The sequence below is a fragment of the Pseudomonas khorasanensis genome (assembly GCF_014268505.2).
Taxonomy (GTDB): Bacteria; Pseudomonadota; Gammaproteobacteria; order Pseudomonadales; family Pseudomonadaceae; genus Aquipseudomonas; species Aquipseudomonas khorasanensis.
Window position 1 is genome coordinate 290,095 of record NZ_JABWQP020000003.1, and the last position, 15,963, is coordinate 306,057.

The 15,963-nt window shown below is 59.7% G+C and carries 14 protein-coding genes; 7 read left to right on the forward strand and 7 right to left on the reverse strand.

Translation table 11 applies throughout. From position 1 onward, the window contains the following. Positions 1-2: 2 nt before the first annotated feature. A complete protein-coding gene (gene hexR / locus HU727_RS10670; protein ID WP_007912071.1) occupies positions 3-869 on the reverse strand; it encodes a transcriptional regulator HexR in 867 nt (288 codons plus the stop codon). 127 nt (positions 870-996) lie between these two features. Beyond that, entirely contained in the window at positions 997-3,870 is a 2,874-nt protein-coding gene (locus HU727_RS10675) for a putative bifunctional diguanylate cyclase/phosphodiesterase (RefSeq protein WP_186531170.1), read from the reverse strand. A gap of 257 nt (positions 3,871-4,127) precedes the next feature. On the opposite strand from HU727_RS10675, the gene uvrD reads away from it, so the two are divergent. The 3 genes from uvrD to HU727_RS10690 all read left to right on the forward strand — a co-directional run bounded on the left by uvrD (position 4,128) and on the right by HU727_RS10690 (position 8,031). Further along, the gene (gene uvrD, locus HU727_RS10680) at positions 4,128-6,311 is read left to right on the forward strand and encodes a DNA helicase II (RefSeq protein ID WP_186531172.1); all 2,184 of its coding nucleotides are present in this window, start codon (positions 4,128-4,130) and stop codon (positions 6,309-6,311) included. A 302-nt stretch (positions 6,312-6,613) separates the two neighbouring features. Then, on the forward strand, positions 6,614-7,489 hold the full coding sequence (locus HU727_RS10685) for a Tim44 domain-containing protein (RefSeq protein ID WP_186531174.1): 876 nt from the start codon (positions 6,614-6,616) through the stop codon (positions 7,487-7,489). A gap of 134 nt (positions 7,490-7,623) precedes the next feature. Beyond that, positions 7,624-8,031, forward strand: coding sequence for an SMI1/KNR4 family protein (locus HU727_RS10690; RefSeq protein WP_003187120.1), 408 nt, complete (start codon positions 7,624-7,626; stop codon positions 8,029-8,031). A gap of 21 nt (positions 8,032-8,052) precedes the next feature. On the opposite strand, the gene HU727_RS10695 is transcribed toward HU727_RS10690, so the two are convergent. After that, entirely contained in the window at positions 8,053-9,816 is a 1,764-nt protein-coding gene (locus HU727_RS10695) for a cation:proton antiporter (protein WP_186531176.1), read from the reverse strand. 279 nt (positions 9,817-10,095) lie between these two features. On the opposite strand from HU727_RS10695, the gene HU727_RS10700 reads away from it, so the two are divergent. Beyond that, on the forward strand, positions 10,096-10,578 hold the full coding sequence (locus tag HU727_RS10700) for an acyl-CoA thioesterase (protein ID WP_186531178.1): 483 nt from the start codon (positions 10,096-10,098) through the stop codon (positions 10,576-10,578). Positions 10,579-10,684: 106 nt separating this feature from the next. On the opposite strand, the gene pdxY is transcribed toward HU727_RS10700, so the two are convergent. Next, entirely contained in the window at positions 10,685-11,557 is an 873-nt protein-coding gene (gene pdxY / locus HU727_RS10705; protein ID WP_186531179.1) for a pyridoxal kinase PdxY, read from the reverse strand. A 117-nt stretch (positions 11,558-11,674) separates the two neighbouring features. Here pdxY and HU727_RS10710 point away from each other — a divergent pair, with 117 nt between their 5' ends. Further along, positions 11,675-12,088 carry a DUF3301 domain-containing protein gene (locus HU727_RS10710; RefSeq protein WP_186531181.1) on the forward strand — a complete coding sequence of 138 codons (414 nt, stop codon included), beginning with the start codon at positions 11,675-11,677 and terminating at the stop codon, positions 12,086-12,088. Between the two features lie 6 nt (positions 12,089-12,094). On the opposite strand, the gene HU727_RS10715 is transcribed toward HU727_RS10710, so the two are convergent. Then, positions 12,095-13,060, reverse strand: coding sequence for a CobW family GTP-binding protein (locus HU727_RS10715; protein WP_186531183.1), 966 nt, complete (start codon positions 13,058-13,060; stop codon positions 12,095-12,097). Positions 13,061-13,100: 40 nt separating this feature from the next. Here HU727_RS10715 and HU727_RS10720 point away from each other — a divergent pair, with 40 nt between their 5' ends. Next, positions 13,101-13,457 carry an NADH:ubiquinone oxidoreductase gene (locus tag HU727_RS10720; RefSeq protein WP_186531185.1) on the forward strand — a complete coding sequence of 119 codons (357 nt, stop codon included), beginning with the start codon at positions 13,101-13,103 and terminating at the stop codon, positions 13,455-13,457. 4 nt (positions 13,458-13,461) lie between these two features. Here HU727_RS10720 and HU727_RS10725 read toward each other — a convergent pair whose 3' ends face one another. Continuing rightward, complete coding sequence (locus HU727_RS10725) at positions 13,462-14,112, reverse strand: DUF1826 domain-containing protein (protein WP_186531187.1); 651 nt, start codon at positions 14,110-14,112, stop codon at positions 13,462-13,464. Further along, positions 14,112-15,317 (reverse strand): zinc metallochaperone GTPase ZigA, encoded by a 1,206-nt coding sequence (zigA, locus tag HU727_RS10730; RefSeq protein ID WP_186531497.1) that lies wholly within the window; start codon positions 15,315-15,317, stop codon positions 14,112-14,114. The genes HU727_RS10725 and zigA overlap by 1 nt, the downstream gene beginning before the upstream one ends. Positions 15,318-15,536: 219 nt before the next feature. On the opposite strand from zigA, the gene HU727_RS10735 reads away from it, so the two are divergent. Then, complete coding sequence (locus HU727_RS10735) at positions 15,537-15,914, forward strand: glutamine synthetase (protein ID WP_186531189.1); 378 nt, start codon at positions 15,537-15,539, stop codon at positions 15,912-15,914. Positions 15,915-15,963: the final 49 nt, after the last annotated feature.

The window sequence follows — 15,963 nt, forward strand, 5'->3', positions numbered from 1 at the left end:
GGTCAGTCGTCGAGGGCTTTAGCGGCTTTGGGCGACAAGCGCAAACTGCGCAAACTGCGTTTCACGCTCTTGAGGTGATTGACCAGACTCGGCCCGCGCGCCATTGCCACGCCCATCGCCAATACGTCTATCACTACCAGATGAGCGATACGCGAGGTCAGCGGCGTATAGATTTCAGTGTCTTCGTGTACGTCGATCGCCAGATTGACGGTCGATAGCTCCGCCAAGGGTGTCTGGCTCGGGCAAAGCGTAATCAGCGACGCCCCGCTCTCCCGCACCAGATTGGCGGTGATCAGCAAATCCTTGGAACGCCCCGACTGGGAAATACAGATCGCCACGTCGGTAGGCTTCAAGGTCACCGCAGACATTGCCTGCATGTGCGGATCGGAATACGCCGCAGCGGTCAGCAGCAAGCGGAAGAACTTGTGCTGCGCATCCGCTGCCACCGCGCCCGAGGCACCGAAGCCGTAGAACTCGACACGCTGCGCCTGGGACATCAGCGTTACCGCGCGCTGCAACTCCACCGGATCGAGCTTCTCGCGAACCTCCATCAAGGTGTGCAACGTGGTGTCGAAAATCTTCAGGCTGTAATCGGCAACCGAGTCGTCTTCGTGGATCGCGAACTGGCCAAAACTGGCACCGGCGGCCAGGCTTTGCGCCAGTTTGAGTTTCAAATCCTGAAAACCGGAACAACCGATGGCGCGGCAGAAGCGCACGATGGTCGGCTCGCTGATACCGACGCTGTGGGCCAGATCGGCCATGGAACTGTGCATCACGGCCGCAGGGTCAAGCAGCACGTGGTCGGCGACCTTGAGCTCCGACTTGCGTAACAGGTGACGTGACTGGGCGATGTGTTGCAGCAGGTTCAAGGGGCTGGACTCTTCTTGTGGGCAGGGATGTAGCACGCTTGTAGTTATACTACATGAATGGGCATTTTGCCTGCCCAATCCGTAACTCGATGTCCCCGTATCAGGCACGATGGGCTGCATGTAGCCCTTAAAGCGGATCGCCCTGATCACGCAAAAGCCCCGCCAGATGCGCAGCATCAACGGGCCGACTGATCAGATAACCCTGCACCTCATCGCAGCGTTCGGTGCGCAGAAATTCCAGCTGACTCTGATGCTCGACACCCTCCGCCACCACTTTAAGCGACAGCCCATGGGCCATTGCGATGATCGCGCGCGTGATCGCTGCGTCCGCGCTGCCCTCGTTCAAACCACGAATAAATGCCTGATCGATCTTCACGTAATCCACCGGAATGCGCTTGAGATAACTCAACGACGAATAACCCGTGCCAAAGTCATCGATCGCCAGCTTCACGCCCAGATCGCGCAGTTGCTGGAACGTCGCGATGATGTGTTCGACGCTGTCGAGTAAATGGCTTTCAGTCAGTTCCAGCTCCAGGTATTGCGGCGCCAGCCCTGTTTCTTCAAGGACTTGCCGTACCAGACTGACCAGTTTGCCCTGACGTAATTGATGCACCGACAGGTTCACCGACACGCGGATTGGCGCCAGCCCCTGCCGCTGCCATTCGCAGGCCTGCCAGCACGCCTGGCGCAAGACGAATTCGCCGATCGGCCCGATCAGACCGGTCTCTTCGGCCAGGCCGATGAAATCGCCCGGCGGCACTTGGCCCATGCTCGGATGATCCCAGCGCACCAGCGCTTCCGCAGCATTCAGGCGCCCGGTCTGCAAGCACAGTTTCGGCTGGTAGAACACCGTCAACTGCTGCTCTTCAATGGCTCTGCGCAAGTGATTTTCCAGCTGCAAACGCTCGAGGGTGCTGGCCTGCAAGCTGTCGGTGTAGAACTGGAAGTTGTTGCCGCCCAAATGCTTGGCATGCTGCATGGCCATGTTCGACTGGCTGATGAGGGCCGAGATTTCCCGCGCGTTGTCCGGCAGCAGGCTGATGCCCATCGAGGCGCTGACCACCAATTCATGCCCGTCGACGCTGAGCGGCAAACGCAGCTTGGCCGAGAGCCGTGTGGCTACTCGTGCCAGGCTCGACAAATTGCCATAGGCGTCGAACAACACCGCAAATTCATCACCGGACAAGCGCGCGATGGTGTCGGCCTCCGGCAAGGCGTTGACCAATCGCCGCGCCATTTTCTGCAGCAGCTGATCGGCGACTTCATGGCCGAGGCTGTCGTTGAGCAACTTGAAGCGATCCAGATTGATGTGCAGCAGCGCCAGACTGCGACGCCCACCCTGTCGTACCCGCTGATGGGCTTCGTGCAGGCGCTCGCGAAACAGCGATCGATTGGCCAGCCCGGTGAGCTCGTCGTAATGGGTCAGATAGCGCATGCGCTCTTCCGATTCACGCCGCGCCGAGAGATCGGCGAAAAAACCGACGATATGGCTGACATTGCCTCGACTGTCGCGAACGGCATTGAGCTGCAGCCATTGCGGGTACAGCTCGCCGTTCTTGCGGGTCTCCACCAGCTCACCCTGCCAACTGCCGTGCTGCTCCAGCGCCTGACGGATCGCGACGTAATGGCGACGAGCATCACGACTGCACGGCAACTCGACGACATTGCGCCCGAGCATGTCGCCGATCTCGTAACCAGTGACGCGGCTGAAGGCTTGGTTGATCGCGATCAACACGTAGTCAGGGTCGAGAATCACGATGCCTTCACTGGCCGCTTCGAACACCGTTGCCGCCAGCCGTTGCTGCTCTTCCAGGCGCTTGCTGGCGCTGATGTCGCGGCGAGTGCCGACCATGCGAATGACCCGGCCGCTGTCGCTGCGCTCCACGGCACGGCCACGGTCTTCGATCCACACCCAGTGGCCGTCGCCATGACGCAGGCGATATTCGACCTGGTAATCTTCGGTGCGCCCCTTCAGATGCTCGACCAGCGCCAACTTGAGTGACGGCACGTCTTCGGGGTGCAGCCGCGGTTTCAGGTCGCGCAGCAGCGCCGTGACGTATTCCGGGGCGAGGCCGAACAGTTCCTGAATCTGCGTGTGGTGGACTTCATCGGTCTGCAGGTTCCAGTCCCACAGCCCGAGCTCACTGGCCTTGAGCGCCAGCGCCAGCCGCGCTTCGCTTTTACTCAAGGCCTGATTGGCCGCGTCCAGCTCGCGACTGCGCTGGGCGACGCGGTCTTCCAAATCGACCTGAGCTACACGCAATTGGGCTTCAGCGCAGCGGCGCTGCTCGATCTCTTTGCCCAGCTCATGGTTGAGCTGTTCGCTGCGCGTCTGTGCCTGCTGCAAATGCTCAATCAAGTGCTGATTCTGGAAACGCCGCAGCAAACCGCGATCGATCAATCGGTTGACCTGCCACGCCACCACGCTTAAGGAGCCCAGCAGAATCAAACCCAGCCAGCCCCAGCCGCGCGCCTGGTCGTCACCGCCCCAGAACAGGTAGCCGATTGCCGGCAGCAGGCACGGCAAGGAAAACGACAGGAATGCCGGCAGGCTCACGGCGTAGGCGACGCTGGCCGACAGCGTCGCTGCGCCGATCAGGCCGAATACCCAGGCTTGCTCGATAAAATTGTCGGCGGGCACCAAAGCGATACCGGCACCGGCGAGGGTCAGACCGGTCAGGGTCGAGCCGAGCAGGAACATGCGCAACCAGATCGGCTGGGCCTGGCGATCGGGAATTGCCGAATCGAACGCAGCCACCTGAATCACCCGCAGCGCGACCAGCGACAACAGCCACACCAGCCAGACGCTGACCACGAAGTAGCGCTGCGGGCTCCAGAGCAGCGCGGCGCAGACCAGCCCATTGATCAACATGAACAGGGTGGGCAACAGCGAGCCCTGATACAGCAGACGCGTGCGCTCTACCGCCATTTCGACGGCGTAGTGTTTGCGGATCACGCGGGGTTCCACAGAGGGGCCCGACAGTTCGGCGCTGAGGGTCATGGGCAACGTTCTTGTTCTTATAATGAGGGCGTGCGCCCGAAACGTGAACGGAGCATACACAAGCCGACCCCGTTGCCAAACTGCTGCAGATCACAATTGCCGCAAAATTTTCCGCCCCTCAGGCACCGCTTCAACCCCGCAGGCGAGACGGGCCGAAGCCTGCAGCCAGTGACCGACCGGTCGTCACGGGCGGCACTTTCATCGGCTAATGCAACGCGCGGTTTGCCCGGGCCTGCGGCGCACCCTAGAATGCCCCGATGCGCGATGATCTCTCCCTTCTGCTGAACTCCCTCAACGATGCCCAACGCCAGGCCGTAGCGGCCCCCGTTGGCCGTCAGTTGGTCCTGGCCGGCGCCGGTTCCGGTAAAACCCGAGTGCTGGTGCACCGTATCGCCTGGTTGATCCAGGTCGAAAACGCCTCGCCCCACTCCATCCTGTCGGTGACTTTCACCAACAAGGCTGCTGCGGAGATGCGTCATCGCATCGAGCAGTTGCTGGGTATCAACCCGGCCGGCATGTGGGTCGGCACCTTCCATGGACTGGCGCACCGCTTGCTGCGGGCGCACTGGCAGGAAGCGGGCTTGAGCCAGACCTTCCAGATTCTCGACAGCGACGACCAGCAACGACTGGTCAAACGGGTGATCCGCGAGCTGGGGCTGGACGAACAGCGCTGGCCGGCGCGTCAGGCGCAGTGGTTCATCAACGGGCAAAAAGACGAAGGTCTGCGCCCGCAACACATTCAGGCCAGCGGCGACCTGTTCCTGGCGACCATGCGCGGCATTTACGAGGCCTACGAGGCGGCGTGCCTGCGCGCTGGCGTGATCGACTTCTCCGAGCTGCTGCTGCGCGCCCTCGATCTGTGGCGCGATCATCCGGGCCTGCTGGCGCACTATCAGAAACGCTTCCGGCACATTCTGGTGGACGAGTTCCAGGACACCAACGCCGTGCAGTACGCCTGGTTGCGCCTGCTGGGCAAGGGCGGCGACAGCCTGATGGTGGTCGGCGATGACGACCAGTCGATTTACGGCTGGCGTGGCGCGAAGATCGAGAACATTCATCAGTACTCCTCGGACTTCCCGGATTCCGAGACGATTCGTCTGGAGCAGAACTACCGCTCCACCGCCGGCATTCTCAAAGCGGCCAACGCCCTGATCGCCAACAACACCGGACGTCTTGGCAAAGAGCTGTGGACTGACGGCGGCGACGGCGAAGCGATCAATCTCTACGCCGCGTTCAACGAACACGACGAAGCGCGTTATGTGGTCGAAACCATCGAAAGCGCGCTGAAAACCGGTTTGGCGCGCAGTGATATCGCTATTTTGTACCGCTCCAACGCGCAATCGCGCGTTCTGGAAGAAGCCTTGCTGCGCGAACGGATCCCTTACCGGATCTATGGCGGTCAGCGCTTCTTCGAACGTGCGGAAATCAAGAACGCCATGGCATACCTGCGCCTGCTCGAAGGCCGGGGCAACGATGCGGCACTGGAACGGGTCATCAACGTTCCCGCCCGTGGCATCGGCGAAAAAACCGTCGAAGCGATCCGCGAACATGCCCGGCACAGCGATGTGTCGATGTGGGAAGCCATGCGCCAACTGGTCGCCAACAAAGGCTTGACCGGTCGAGCCGCCGGCGCCCTGGGGGCATTTATCGAGCTGATCGAGAACCTCGCCGCCAAGTGCGCCGACATGCCGCTGCACCTGATGACGCAGACCGTCATTGAGCAATCGGGCCTGATCGCGTACCACGAAGCGGAAAAAGGCGAGAAAGGCCAGGCACGGGTAGAAAACCTTGAGGAACTGGTCAGCGCCGCGCGCAACTTCGAGAACACCGAAGAAGACGAAGAGCTGACGCCGCTGGCAGCGTTCCTAGGCCATGCTTCGCTGGAGGCCGGCGACACCCAGGCCGACGAGCACGAAGACAGCGTCCAGTTGATGACCCTACACAGTGCCAAGGGCCTGGAATTCCCTTACGTGTTCCTGGTGGGCATGGAAGAAGGCCTGTTCCCGCACAAGATGAGCCTGGAAGAACCCGGGCGGCTCGAAGAGGAACGACGCTTGGCCTACGTGGGGATCACCCGGGCGATGCAAAATCTGGTGATGACCTACGCGGAAACCCGTCGCCTGTACGGCAGCGAAACCTACAACAAGGTCTCGCGTTTCGTACGCGAGGTGCCGAAAGGCCTGATCCAGGAAGTGCGCTTGTCCAACAGCGTCAGTCGTCCGTTCGGTGGCAACCAGTCGATGAGCGGCAGCAACCTGTTCAGCGGCAGCGAGATTCCGGAAACCGGTTTCGTGCTGGGCCAGGCCGTACGTCATTCCATTTTTGGCGAAGGTGTGATCCTCAACTTCGAGGGGTCCGGTGCTCAAGCCCGGGTACAGGTCAATTTCGGCGAAGGCAGCAAATGGCTGATGCTGGGCTATGCCAAGCTGGAAGCGATCTGAATCCCTGCGCAGAATAACTGTAGGAGCGAGCCTGCTCGCGAATGCGGTGTGTTAGTCAAGGAGCCTTTCGACTGACATGACGCCTTCGCGAGCAGGCTCGCTTCCACGGGTTATCCGGCGCACGGAGCACCAATTCTTCTGAACCTATCGCCTTTTCCTACACACAAAAGTACATCGGCTGATTGCCTCGCGAAGCTGAACGCAACCTGTCAGGCAAAAGCCCGAAACACTCTCTCGCTAGCCAGTAACACTTCAGCTGTGCAACATGGCGCGCGTGTCTCCACAAAACGGGAATACCCTTTATGAAACGTTTTCTTAGCATCGCCATGGCGTTGTGCATCGGCCTGACGATGAGCCTCGACGCCAACGCCAAGCGCTTTGGTGGTGGCAAAAGTGCCGGCGCTGCGCCGACGCACCAGACCAGCCAGATGGCTCCTTCTTCCCCAGGCGCGGGCGGCGCAGCTGCGACCGCTGGCGCAGCCGGTGCTGCCGGTGCCGCTGCCAAGGCTGGCGGCGCGTCGAAATGGCTCGGCCCTCTGGCCGGTATCGCGGCCGGTGGTCTGCTCGCGTCCATGTTCATGGGCGGCGGCTTCCAGGGCATGCAGATCTTCGACATCCTGATCATGGCCCTGATCGCGTTCGTGATCTTCCGCTTCATCGCCGCTCGTCGCCGCAAGCAGCAGGAGCATCTGGCTCCGGCCGGCGCGCCGATGCAGCGTGAAGTGTTCGAGCAGAAGCCTGCCGGCATGGGTTCGATCTTCGGTGGTTCGGCTGCACCTGCTGCCGTCCGTCCGGTGATCAATGCCCCGGCCTGGTTCAACGAACAGAACTTCCTTGAAGCTGCGCGCAGCCACTTCCAGTCCCTGCAGCAGCACTGGGACGCCAACGAAATGGACAAGATTGCCGAGTTCGTGACCCCGCAAATGCTTGAGTTCCTCAAGCGTGAGCGTGCGGATCTGGGCGACGCTTTCCAGTCGACTTACATCGACAACCTTCAGGTGCAACTGGATGGCGTGGATGACCGTGCCGACAAGACCATCGCCACCCTGACCTTCAGCGGCGTGTCGAAGACCTCGCGTTTCGACCAGGGCGAAGTGTTCAGCGAAAGCTGGAACATGGAGCGTCCACAGGGCGAAAACCAGCCTTGGCTGGTGGCCGGTATCCGCCAGAACGGCTGATCTCCCTGCGCATCACCGCTATAACAGAACCCCGGCCCCGGCCGGGGTTTTTCATTTCACGGTTGCATCTATAGCGAGCTACTGTATAAACCGGCCCATATAAACCGCGCCATTCAAGCAAGAGGATCCCGGACGTGGAAGAAATCATCGAACAACTGCGCGAAGCCAACGAACCCGTACCGGTTCCGCTGGAACTGCCTGACGAAGACCTGCTGGTGGAAATCGAAGAACAACTGTTCATCGATATCCCGTTTGTCTTCAGAGAGTTTTTACTGACCGTCAGCGATGTGGTGTACGGCAGCCTGGAACCGGTGACTGTCACCGACCCGCAATCGCACACGTACCTGCCCGACGTCGCCGCCAATGCCTGGGATGCCGGTGTCGATCGCAGCCTGATCCCGATCTGCCAGGACGGCGACGATTACTACTGTGTCGAAGAAGACGGCACTGTGGTGTTGTGGCAGGCCGAAGAAGAGCTGATTGCCGAAGAAACCTGGGAATCGGTATGGCACTGGGCGCGTGACGTCTGGCTGGAGAGCTGATCCGCCAGACGCCTGCGAAGATCAATGCCCTGACGATTCCTTGTGATTGTCGAGCGTTTCCAGCAGCGCAACCTGCATCCGCGTATGCACGCGGATGAACCAGCGCCAGAGCAGCGCCGCCACGGCGGCCGCGACCACGGCGATCAGCACCAGCAACTTGTTGGTTGGCAGAATGCTGGCCGACAAGGCTGCCAACAGCAGGAAAATCACCAGCAGCGAGAGGATCGGGATCACTTCGGCGATTACCCGGCGCACTCGCTGCGTGTGACGCCCGGCCATCTCCGGCTTGACGCCCATCTCCGCCAGCAACATCGACAACGCCTTGAGCTTGCGATACGCGGCAATCAGAAACGGCAGCGACACCAGCAACGCGCCGCCCCAGATCAACGCTTTCTGCCAACTCGGATCGCTGATCCAGTCTTGCAGCCACAGCGACATGCGCTCGGCGAAATACGCGCCCGCGAAAAAGATCGCAATGACCAGCGCAAGGTTGACCCCGACCTGCAACAGAATCCGCCGAATCATCGATGCCAGCATCGCTCCCTCGCCTTGCGGCTGGATGCTGCGCAGCCATTCGCCATACATGCCGAGCACACGGCCGAGACGCTTGGGCACGACCGCTGACAACTTGATCGACAGCGGATCCGCCGCACGAATCAGGTACGGCGTCAGCAGCGTAGTAATCACCGAAACGGCCACGGCGACCGGATATAGAAAATTGCTGGTGACCTGCAAGGTTATGCCCAGTGCCGCGATGATGAAGGAAAACTCGCCGATCTGTGACAGGCCCATGCCAACCCGCAGTGAGGTACGTCCATCGTTACCGGCGATAAACGCGCCGAGACCGCAGGACAGCATCTTGCCGAGCACGACGGCGACGGTGATCACCGCGATCGGCCAGGCGTATTCGACGAGGATCAACGGATCGAGCATCAAGCCAATGGCAACAAAGAAAATCGCACTGAACAAATCGCGAACCGGCTCGATCAACCGCTCGATTTTCAGCAGCTGCCGCGACTCGGCCATGATCGCGCCGATCAGGAAGGCGCCGAGCACCATGCTGTATTCAAGTTTGACGACCAGCAGGCAGAAGCCGAAACACAAGCCCAGCACAGTGATCAGCAACATCTCGTTGCTTTCGAATTTGGCCACATACGCCAGCAGACGCGGCACCAACAGAATGCCGATGACCAGGGCGACGATCATGAACAGCGAGAGCTTGCCGACCGTGGAGAAGACTTCGCCGGAACTCACTGTGCCGCTGACAGCGATGCTCGACAGCAGCGCGATGATGCCGATGCCTAGGATGTCTTCGACAATCAGCACGCCGAAAATCAACTGAGCAAAGCGTTCGTTCTTCATCTTCAAGTCATTGAGTGCCTTGACGATGATGGTGGTCGAGGAGATCGCCAGAATCGCGCCCAGGAACAGCGAATCCATTGTGTTCCAGTCGAACCAGCGGCCGATCTCGTAGCCGATCCAGATCATCAGGATGATTTCGAGGAACGCTGCGATAAACGCCGTGGCGCCGACCTTGAACAACTTGCGCAGGCTGAACTCCAGCCCGAGACAGAACATCAGGAAAATCACCCCGAGCTCGGCGAGCGTCTTGATGGTTTCTTCGTCGTGGATCAGGCCGAACGGCGGGGTATGCGGGCCGATGATAAAGCCGGCGACGATGTAGCCGAGCACCACCGGTTGCTTGAAACGGTGGAACAACACGGTCACCACGCCTGCGACCAACATGATCACTGCCAGATCCTGAATAAAACTGATGGCATGCATGGCGTGGGCTCCTTGATGACGAAGCTCGCGGACAGACGCAAGAAAGGTCTGCGCGAGCAGAGTAAAAATCCGCTTTTGGTGTAGGAATTGCCCTTGGGCAGGGCTTTTGCAGGTTAACACCGCGACTTCCGTCTGGAAGCCGGTGCAATATATGGAAACAGATCGATACCGGCGTGACGGCGGCCCGTTGCCCGGCGTCCCGATAACGGTGCTTTTTGAAAAGCGACCAGGCACCCGCAGAGGTGCTTCCAGCAATCAGCCTTGATCCGTGAGAACGTTATGGAACCCGGAAACGCCCAGCTGTCGATGACGGTACTGATGACCCCCGACATGGCCAACTTCTCTGGCAATGTCCACGGCGGCACCCTGCTCAAATACCTAGACGAAGTGGCCTACGCCTGTGCAAGCCGTTATGCCGGCCGCTACGTGGTGACGCTGTCGGTGGATCAGGTGATTTTCCGCGAGCCGATTCACGTCGGCGAACTGGTGACCTTCCTCGCCTCGGTGAACTACACCGGCAATACTTCGATGGAAGTCGGCATCAAGGTCGTGACTGAAAACATCCGCGAGCGCTCGGTGCGCCACACCAACAGCTGCTTCTTCACCATGGTTGCGGTGGACGACCAGCGCAAACCGGCGCCGGTACCGCCGCTGCAGCCGCAGAACAGTGAAGACAAGCGTCGCTACGTGCAGGCGCAACAGCGCCGGCAAATTCGCCAGGAGCTGGAAAAGCGCTACCAGGAAATCAAGGGCGACGCCTGAGATGATAGCGTTATGAAAAGCGCCTTCGCGAGCGGGCTCGCTCCCACATTTGGAATGCATTCTTCCTGTGGGAGCGAGCCCGCTCGCGAATAGCGGCGACGCGGCTTTACAAACTGATCGCAGTCGCTTCGAACTTCACCCGCGGATGCGCAATTCGATCCTGCGCCCGCACCAGTTGCAACTCATAACTGGCGCACGCCTGCGTCTCGAGCAGCACCTCATGCACCGCTGCCGCCGTGAATTCGAACGCCGCCACCAGACTGTCGCCCAACAGCACCCGCGCCAGAAACAGGCCAGAAGTCAGATCGCCCACGCCCACCGGCTGACGCGGAAACGCGAGCAATGGGCGGCGCAGATGCCAACTGCCCTCGGCCGTCACCAGCAGCATTTCGAAACCATCCGCCGGTTTGCCCGGGTAATCCAGATGCTTGACCAGCACCGCTTTCGGCCCGCGTGCCAACAGCGCCCGCGCCATGGCCAGGCAATCGAACAGCGACTGCGGCTTGCGCCCGGAGAAGCTGTCGAGTTCCAACTGGTTCGGACACATGATGTCCGCCACGGCGGCGGCTTCTTCAAGCAGAAAATCGCTGACCTCGGTTGGCACGCTGCAGCCTTTTTCCGGATGGCCCATTACCGGATCACATAGATAAAGCATCTTCGGATTGGCTGACTTGATGCGCGCCACGCCACTGAGAATCGCCCGACCCTGCGCGGCGCTGCCGAGGTAGCCGGACAGCACCGCATCGCAGTTACCCAGCTCACCAATGGCAGCAATGCCTTCGATCAGCTCGGGAATCTGCTGCGGCGCCAGCACCTCACCGGCCCACTGACCATACTGGGTGTGGTTGGAGAACTGCACAGTGTTGAGCGGCCAGACATTGACCCCGACCCGCTGCATCGGAAAAACCGCAGCGCTGTTGCCGGCGTGGCCAAACACCACGTGGGACTGAATGGCGAGCAGATGAGGCGTACGTTTCATTCGGGTCATTCCGTAAAACGATTGAAATTCAAGCCGCGCAGTATGCGACGAAACACAGCCTGTACGACAGACCGGCGACGCAGTTAAGCTGACGTCATCTTTTGGAGTTCGATGTAGATGCTGACCCTCGAAAACATCTTCGTGCTGATGCTGTTCGCCGTCGCCGGGGCCTGGCTATGGCACAACCACGGCTTGCGCGAGCGCGCGCTGGAACGGGTCAAACAGCACTGCACCAACGTCGGCGTCGAATTGCTGGACGGTAACGTCGCACTGAAAAAGATCGGCTTGATCAAGGACGCCAACGGACGCCGGCGGCTGACGCGGGTGTACAACTTCGAGTTCACCGTCACTGGTGAAACCCGCCACAACGGAACCGTTACTCAGTTTGGCGCGCACAGTGCGCAGATCGAACTGGCGCCCTACCCGGCGCCGTTTGATGACACGCCGCCGGTGGTGGAGGTGCACAAGCCGCGGGCGCAAGTGGTGGAGCTGAGCCAGTGGCGGCAGGAACACACGAAGTGGAAGCCTTGAGCTGATTTATTCAATCCGGCATTGCGCCAGATCCGCCTGCAACTGAGCGATATTTTGCGCCTCGGCGAAGATCAGTTCGATTCGCGAGTCTTTTCGCCATTCGCTTCTCTGCCATTCCAGCTCGGCGTTATCCAGCACATTCGCCGAAACCCAGCCATCCACACTGTGGATAACCAGTTTGGCTCGCTTGCAGTTGAGCCTGACCAGCCAATGGGCGATGCGTTCTTGCTCGAACGTTTGGCTCGGATGCCAGCGCCAGCCGATGCTCCAGCCGCCCTCCTGCGCCTGACTCAGGCAAATCGGCACAGCCGGATCACTCCAGACGACCGGCATCTGCACCGGATCTTTGGGCACTGCCAGGTTATCCATCCCCTTGCTTGCCTGTACTTCCAGCCCCGGCAGTTCGCTCAAGGACAGCCGAGCTTGCTGCGTCCAGATCAGCCTGACGGGCGGCAACTGGTGGGCGATGGACTCTCGAGCTGATTCATCGAGCTTTTCGGCCTTGTTCAGTAGCAACAAACCCGCACCGGCCAACGCTTGCTGCTGTGCCTGCGGCAACGCTGTTCCTGCGTGCAATGCTTGAGCGTCCAAAACAAAAACACAGGGCTGAACCGCCAGCACGCCCAGCCACGGTGCTTCGTTCAACTGTTTGAGTAGCACTGCCGGATGCCCCAGCCCGGACGGCTCGATAAACAGTCGGTCCGGCCTGGCCTTGCGCAGCAAACGTGCGAGGCCAATCTGGAATGGCGCACCATTGACGCAACACAAGCACCCGCCGGCGACCTCGCCCAGTGCGATACCATCGGCGTCGCGAGTCAACAGCGCAGCGTCCAGGCCGATCTGGCCGAATTCGTTGATCAACACCGCCCAACGCTCGCCCTCGGGCCGTTGCGCCATTAACTGGCGAATCAGGCTGGTCTTGCCGGCGCCCAGCGGCCCCGCGATGACGTGGGTTGGTATGTTATGCAACATGGCTGGCACTTTCTGCGGATGGTTTTGGAGGAGATCGAAGATGCGCTGGATGGGATGGTCGTTGCTGTTGGCGCTGCTGTCGAGTGATGCGTGGGCGCAGGCCTGCGTGGTGCACTCCCAGGGTGAACGGCTCGACGTCAAAGTCTGTCAGCAGAACCGCATGATTCCGGAAAAACTGTTCAACGATGGCTTCTGCCAACCGACGCTGGCCGGGCAGACCGTGGAGGTGCAATACGTCGACCAATGCCCGAGTGGTGCATTTGGCGTGTGCAGCAACGCCCAAGTCGCCAATATGCCGTATCGCCAGGACATCCACTATTACGGCGTTGCCACCGATGCCGCCTATCTCAAACCGTATTGCGAAAGCCAGAGCCAGGGTGTCTGGCTCAAACCTTGAGGCGTCAACCGAGCCAATCGAGGGTCAGCAGTAAACGGCGCACCCCCACTGCCGGTTGCGGCGAACGATGGATCAGCCCGAAGCCTTCGTTTCCATGCCACTTCTCGCCTTTGAGCAATGCAACGTCACCGCAGCCGAACTGGCGGATGCACGCTGCGTCTTGCGGCTCGGCATGGGCCTGGCCGAGTTGCGCACGATCCATTACACCTTCTTCAAGCCACTGGCTGCCCACACCGGCGTAGGTGGTGATCAGGCGCACCGGAACGTGATCGACATGGAAACGCGGGCACATGGCCCTGTCGAGCACGCGCAAACGCACGCCGATGCGCCGCGCACCCAGCAGGCAAGCAAAGGCGCTGATCAGCCATTTCAGGTCGGTCATAAAACCTTCGAAGCCTTCAAGATCCCGAAGACCGGACGCCAAACCGTCAAGATCCGGTTCGGCGTCTTCGTCAGGCAATTCCAGGCATAGCGACTCCGCCAGGGGCTCGTTAAGCGACAGCACCAATTGTGCAAAATCGGCGATGTGCACCGGCAACTGGCGCTGCCACACGGCGAGATTGACATCGTCCTCAAGGATTTTCGTCAATGTTTGAGGCGCCATGCCCTGGTATTGATGACGGGTGCGGGTTTGCAGCATTCCGAGCGCGTGCATCAGGCGGCCTCTTCGTGCCAAGGGCCAAACGGATCTGGCAGCAAGCGCCAGCCTTCTACTCCGAGCGCCATTTCTTCATCGGTGAGCAAGCACGTATCAAGTTCGGCTGAGAGCTGTGGGAAATCGATATTCTGACCAATGAACACCAGTTCCTGACGGCAATCACCGACGCTCGGCATCCAGTTTTCCATGATGGCTGCGGTGCTTTCCGGGTCCTGAGGCCATTGGTTTTTCGCCACGAAACGCCACCAGCGCCCGGCAAAACCATGGCGCATCAAACCGCCGGCCTGTGACCAGCTGCCGGCGTCGGTGGGTTTGCTGGCGAGCCAGAAAAAGCCCTTGGAGCGCAGCAACTTGCCGTTCAACCATGGCCGGTCGATGAAACTGAAGAAACGCTGAGGATGAAACGGCCGACGGGCGCGATAAGCCGTAGAGGCGATGCCGTATTCCTGAGTTTCTGGAATGTGCTCGCCACGCAGCTCCTTTAACCATCCGGGGGCTTGTGCGGCTTTTTCGAAGTCGAAAAGGCCGGTGTTGAGGATTTTTTCCAAGGGCACTTCGCCCATCACCATAGGAATAATTTCAGCATTAGCATTGAGGCGCTTGAGGATGGCGATCAGTTCGTTACGTTCGTGCTGACTGATCAGGTCGATTTTGCTGATCAACAAAACGTCGGCAAACTCGATTTGTTCGATCAACAGGTCAGTGATCGAGCGCTCGTCATCTTCCCCGAGGGTTTCTCCGCGAGAGGCCAGACTTTCGGCGGCCTGGTAATCGAGCAGAAAATTAACCCCGTCAACGACCGTAACCATGGTGTCCAGGCGAGCGATGTCGGCAAGGCTTTGCCCCTCCTCGTCGCGGAACGTAAACGTTTCGGCGACGGGTAGCGGTTCGGAAATGCCGGTGGACTCGATCAGCAAATAATCGAAGCGATCCTCTCTTGCAAGTTTGCTGACTTCTTCGAGCAGATCCTCGCGTAACGTACAGCATATGCAGCCATTGCTCATTTCAATCAGCTTTTCCTCGGCTCGGTTCAGGCTGACATCGCGCTGGACTTCGCCGCCATCGATATTGATCTCGCTCATATCGTTGACAATAACCGCGACGCGCAGACCATCGCGATTACGTAGTACGTAATTTAATAGCGTACTTTTCCCAGCGCCGAGAAATCCTGAAAGCACGGTGACGGGCAACTGGACTGACATTGGATAATCCTCTTCAGGGGGCCGCCGATTGGGGCTTTGTCTGCACGTAAAATGTTTTGTGCCTCGAACGTGCGATACGTTGGATGCAACGCGTCTATCGGCCAGCTCGGACCACTTGGCTTTAATGTTATAGTATAACAACACATACAAACCAGCCCTACTTGCTGGTAGCGATAAACAGCGGAAGCTGAAGCGATCGCCAATTTCTGAGGCCAGTTGATGAATCGCACGTGGAAATGCTTATTTTTGAGCTTTGGGTTTTCGATTGCGCACGTTGCTTCGGCGCAAATACCGACGCTCGCGAGCTGCACGCGCAGCGCCAACCTGCTGGCGTGCGTGGACGCCGACGGCAACGCCTACAGCGTTAATACCGTCGGTAATACACTCTATCTGCGCGGTTTTGAAAAAGAAGGGCGCCGCTACTGGGCTCAAACCAACAGCCGGTTCGGCCAATTGACCTTCTTCACAGGCGTCGCCTCCAACGGCGAAGCATGGGTCGGTTATACCCGTCGGGTCGGCTGGACGACCATCAACCGTTTCTCCAGCTCGGGCGGCAGCAGCGCTAAATTTACCTGTAGCCGGTTGACCGGCTGTTAACTTCGCTACCGTCTTTTCCAGCTGCCTGCTCAAATATGAGCGCCATAAC

Excerpts from the sequence above, each read along its gene's own strand:
- HU727_RS10675 (WP_186531170.1), bottom strand. The coding sequence starts at position 3,870 with ATGACCCTCAGCGCCGAACTGTCGGGCCCCTCTGTGGAACCCCGCGTG.
- uvrD (WP_186531172.1), top strand. The coding sequence starts at position 4,128 with ATGCGCGATGATCTCTCCCTTCTGCTGAACTCCCTCAACGATGCCCAA.
- HU727_RS10685 (WP_186531174.1), top strand. The coding sequence starts at position 6,614 with ATGAAACGTTTTCTTAGCATCGCCATGGCGTTGTGCATCGGCCTGACG.
- HU727_RS10695 (WP_186531176.1), bottom strand. The coding sequence starts at position 9,816 with ATGCATGCCATCAGTTTTATTCAGGATCTGGCAGTGATCATGTTGGTC.
- HU727_RS10700 (WP_186531178.1), top strand. The coding sequence starts at position 10,096 with ATGGAACCCGGAAACGCCCAGCTGTCGATGACGGTACTGATGACCCCC.
- pdxY (WP_186531179.1), bottom strand. The coding sequence starts at position 11,557 with ATGAAACGTACGCCTCATCTGCTCGCCATTCAGTCCCACGTGGTGTTT.
- HU727_RS10710 (WP_186531181.1), top strand. The coding sequence starts at position 11,675 with ATGCTGACCCTCGAAAACATCTTCGTGCTGATGCTGTTCGCCGTCGCC.
- HU727_RS10715 (WP_186531183.1), bottom strand. The coding sequence starts at position 13,060 with ATGTTGCATAACATACCAACCCACGTCATCGCGGGGCCGCTGGGCGCC.
- HU727_RS10720 (WP_186531185.1), top strand. The coding sequence starts at position 13,101 with ATGCGCTGGATGGGATGGTCGTTGCTGTTGGCGCTGCTGTCGAGTGAT.
- HU727_RS10725 (WP_186531187.1), bottom strand. The coding sequence starts at position 14,112 with ATGCACGCGCTCGGAATGCTGCAAACCCGCACCCGTCATCAATACCAG.
- zigA (WP_186531497.1), bottom strand. The coding sequence starts at position 15,317 with ATGTCAGTCCAGTTGCCCGTCACCGTGCTTTCAGGATTTCTCGGCGCT.
- HU727_RS10735 (WP_186531189.1), top strand. The coding sequence starts at position 15,537 with ATGAATCGCACGTGGAAATGCTTATTTTTGAGCTTTGGGTTTTCGATT.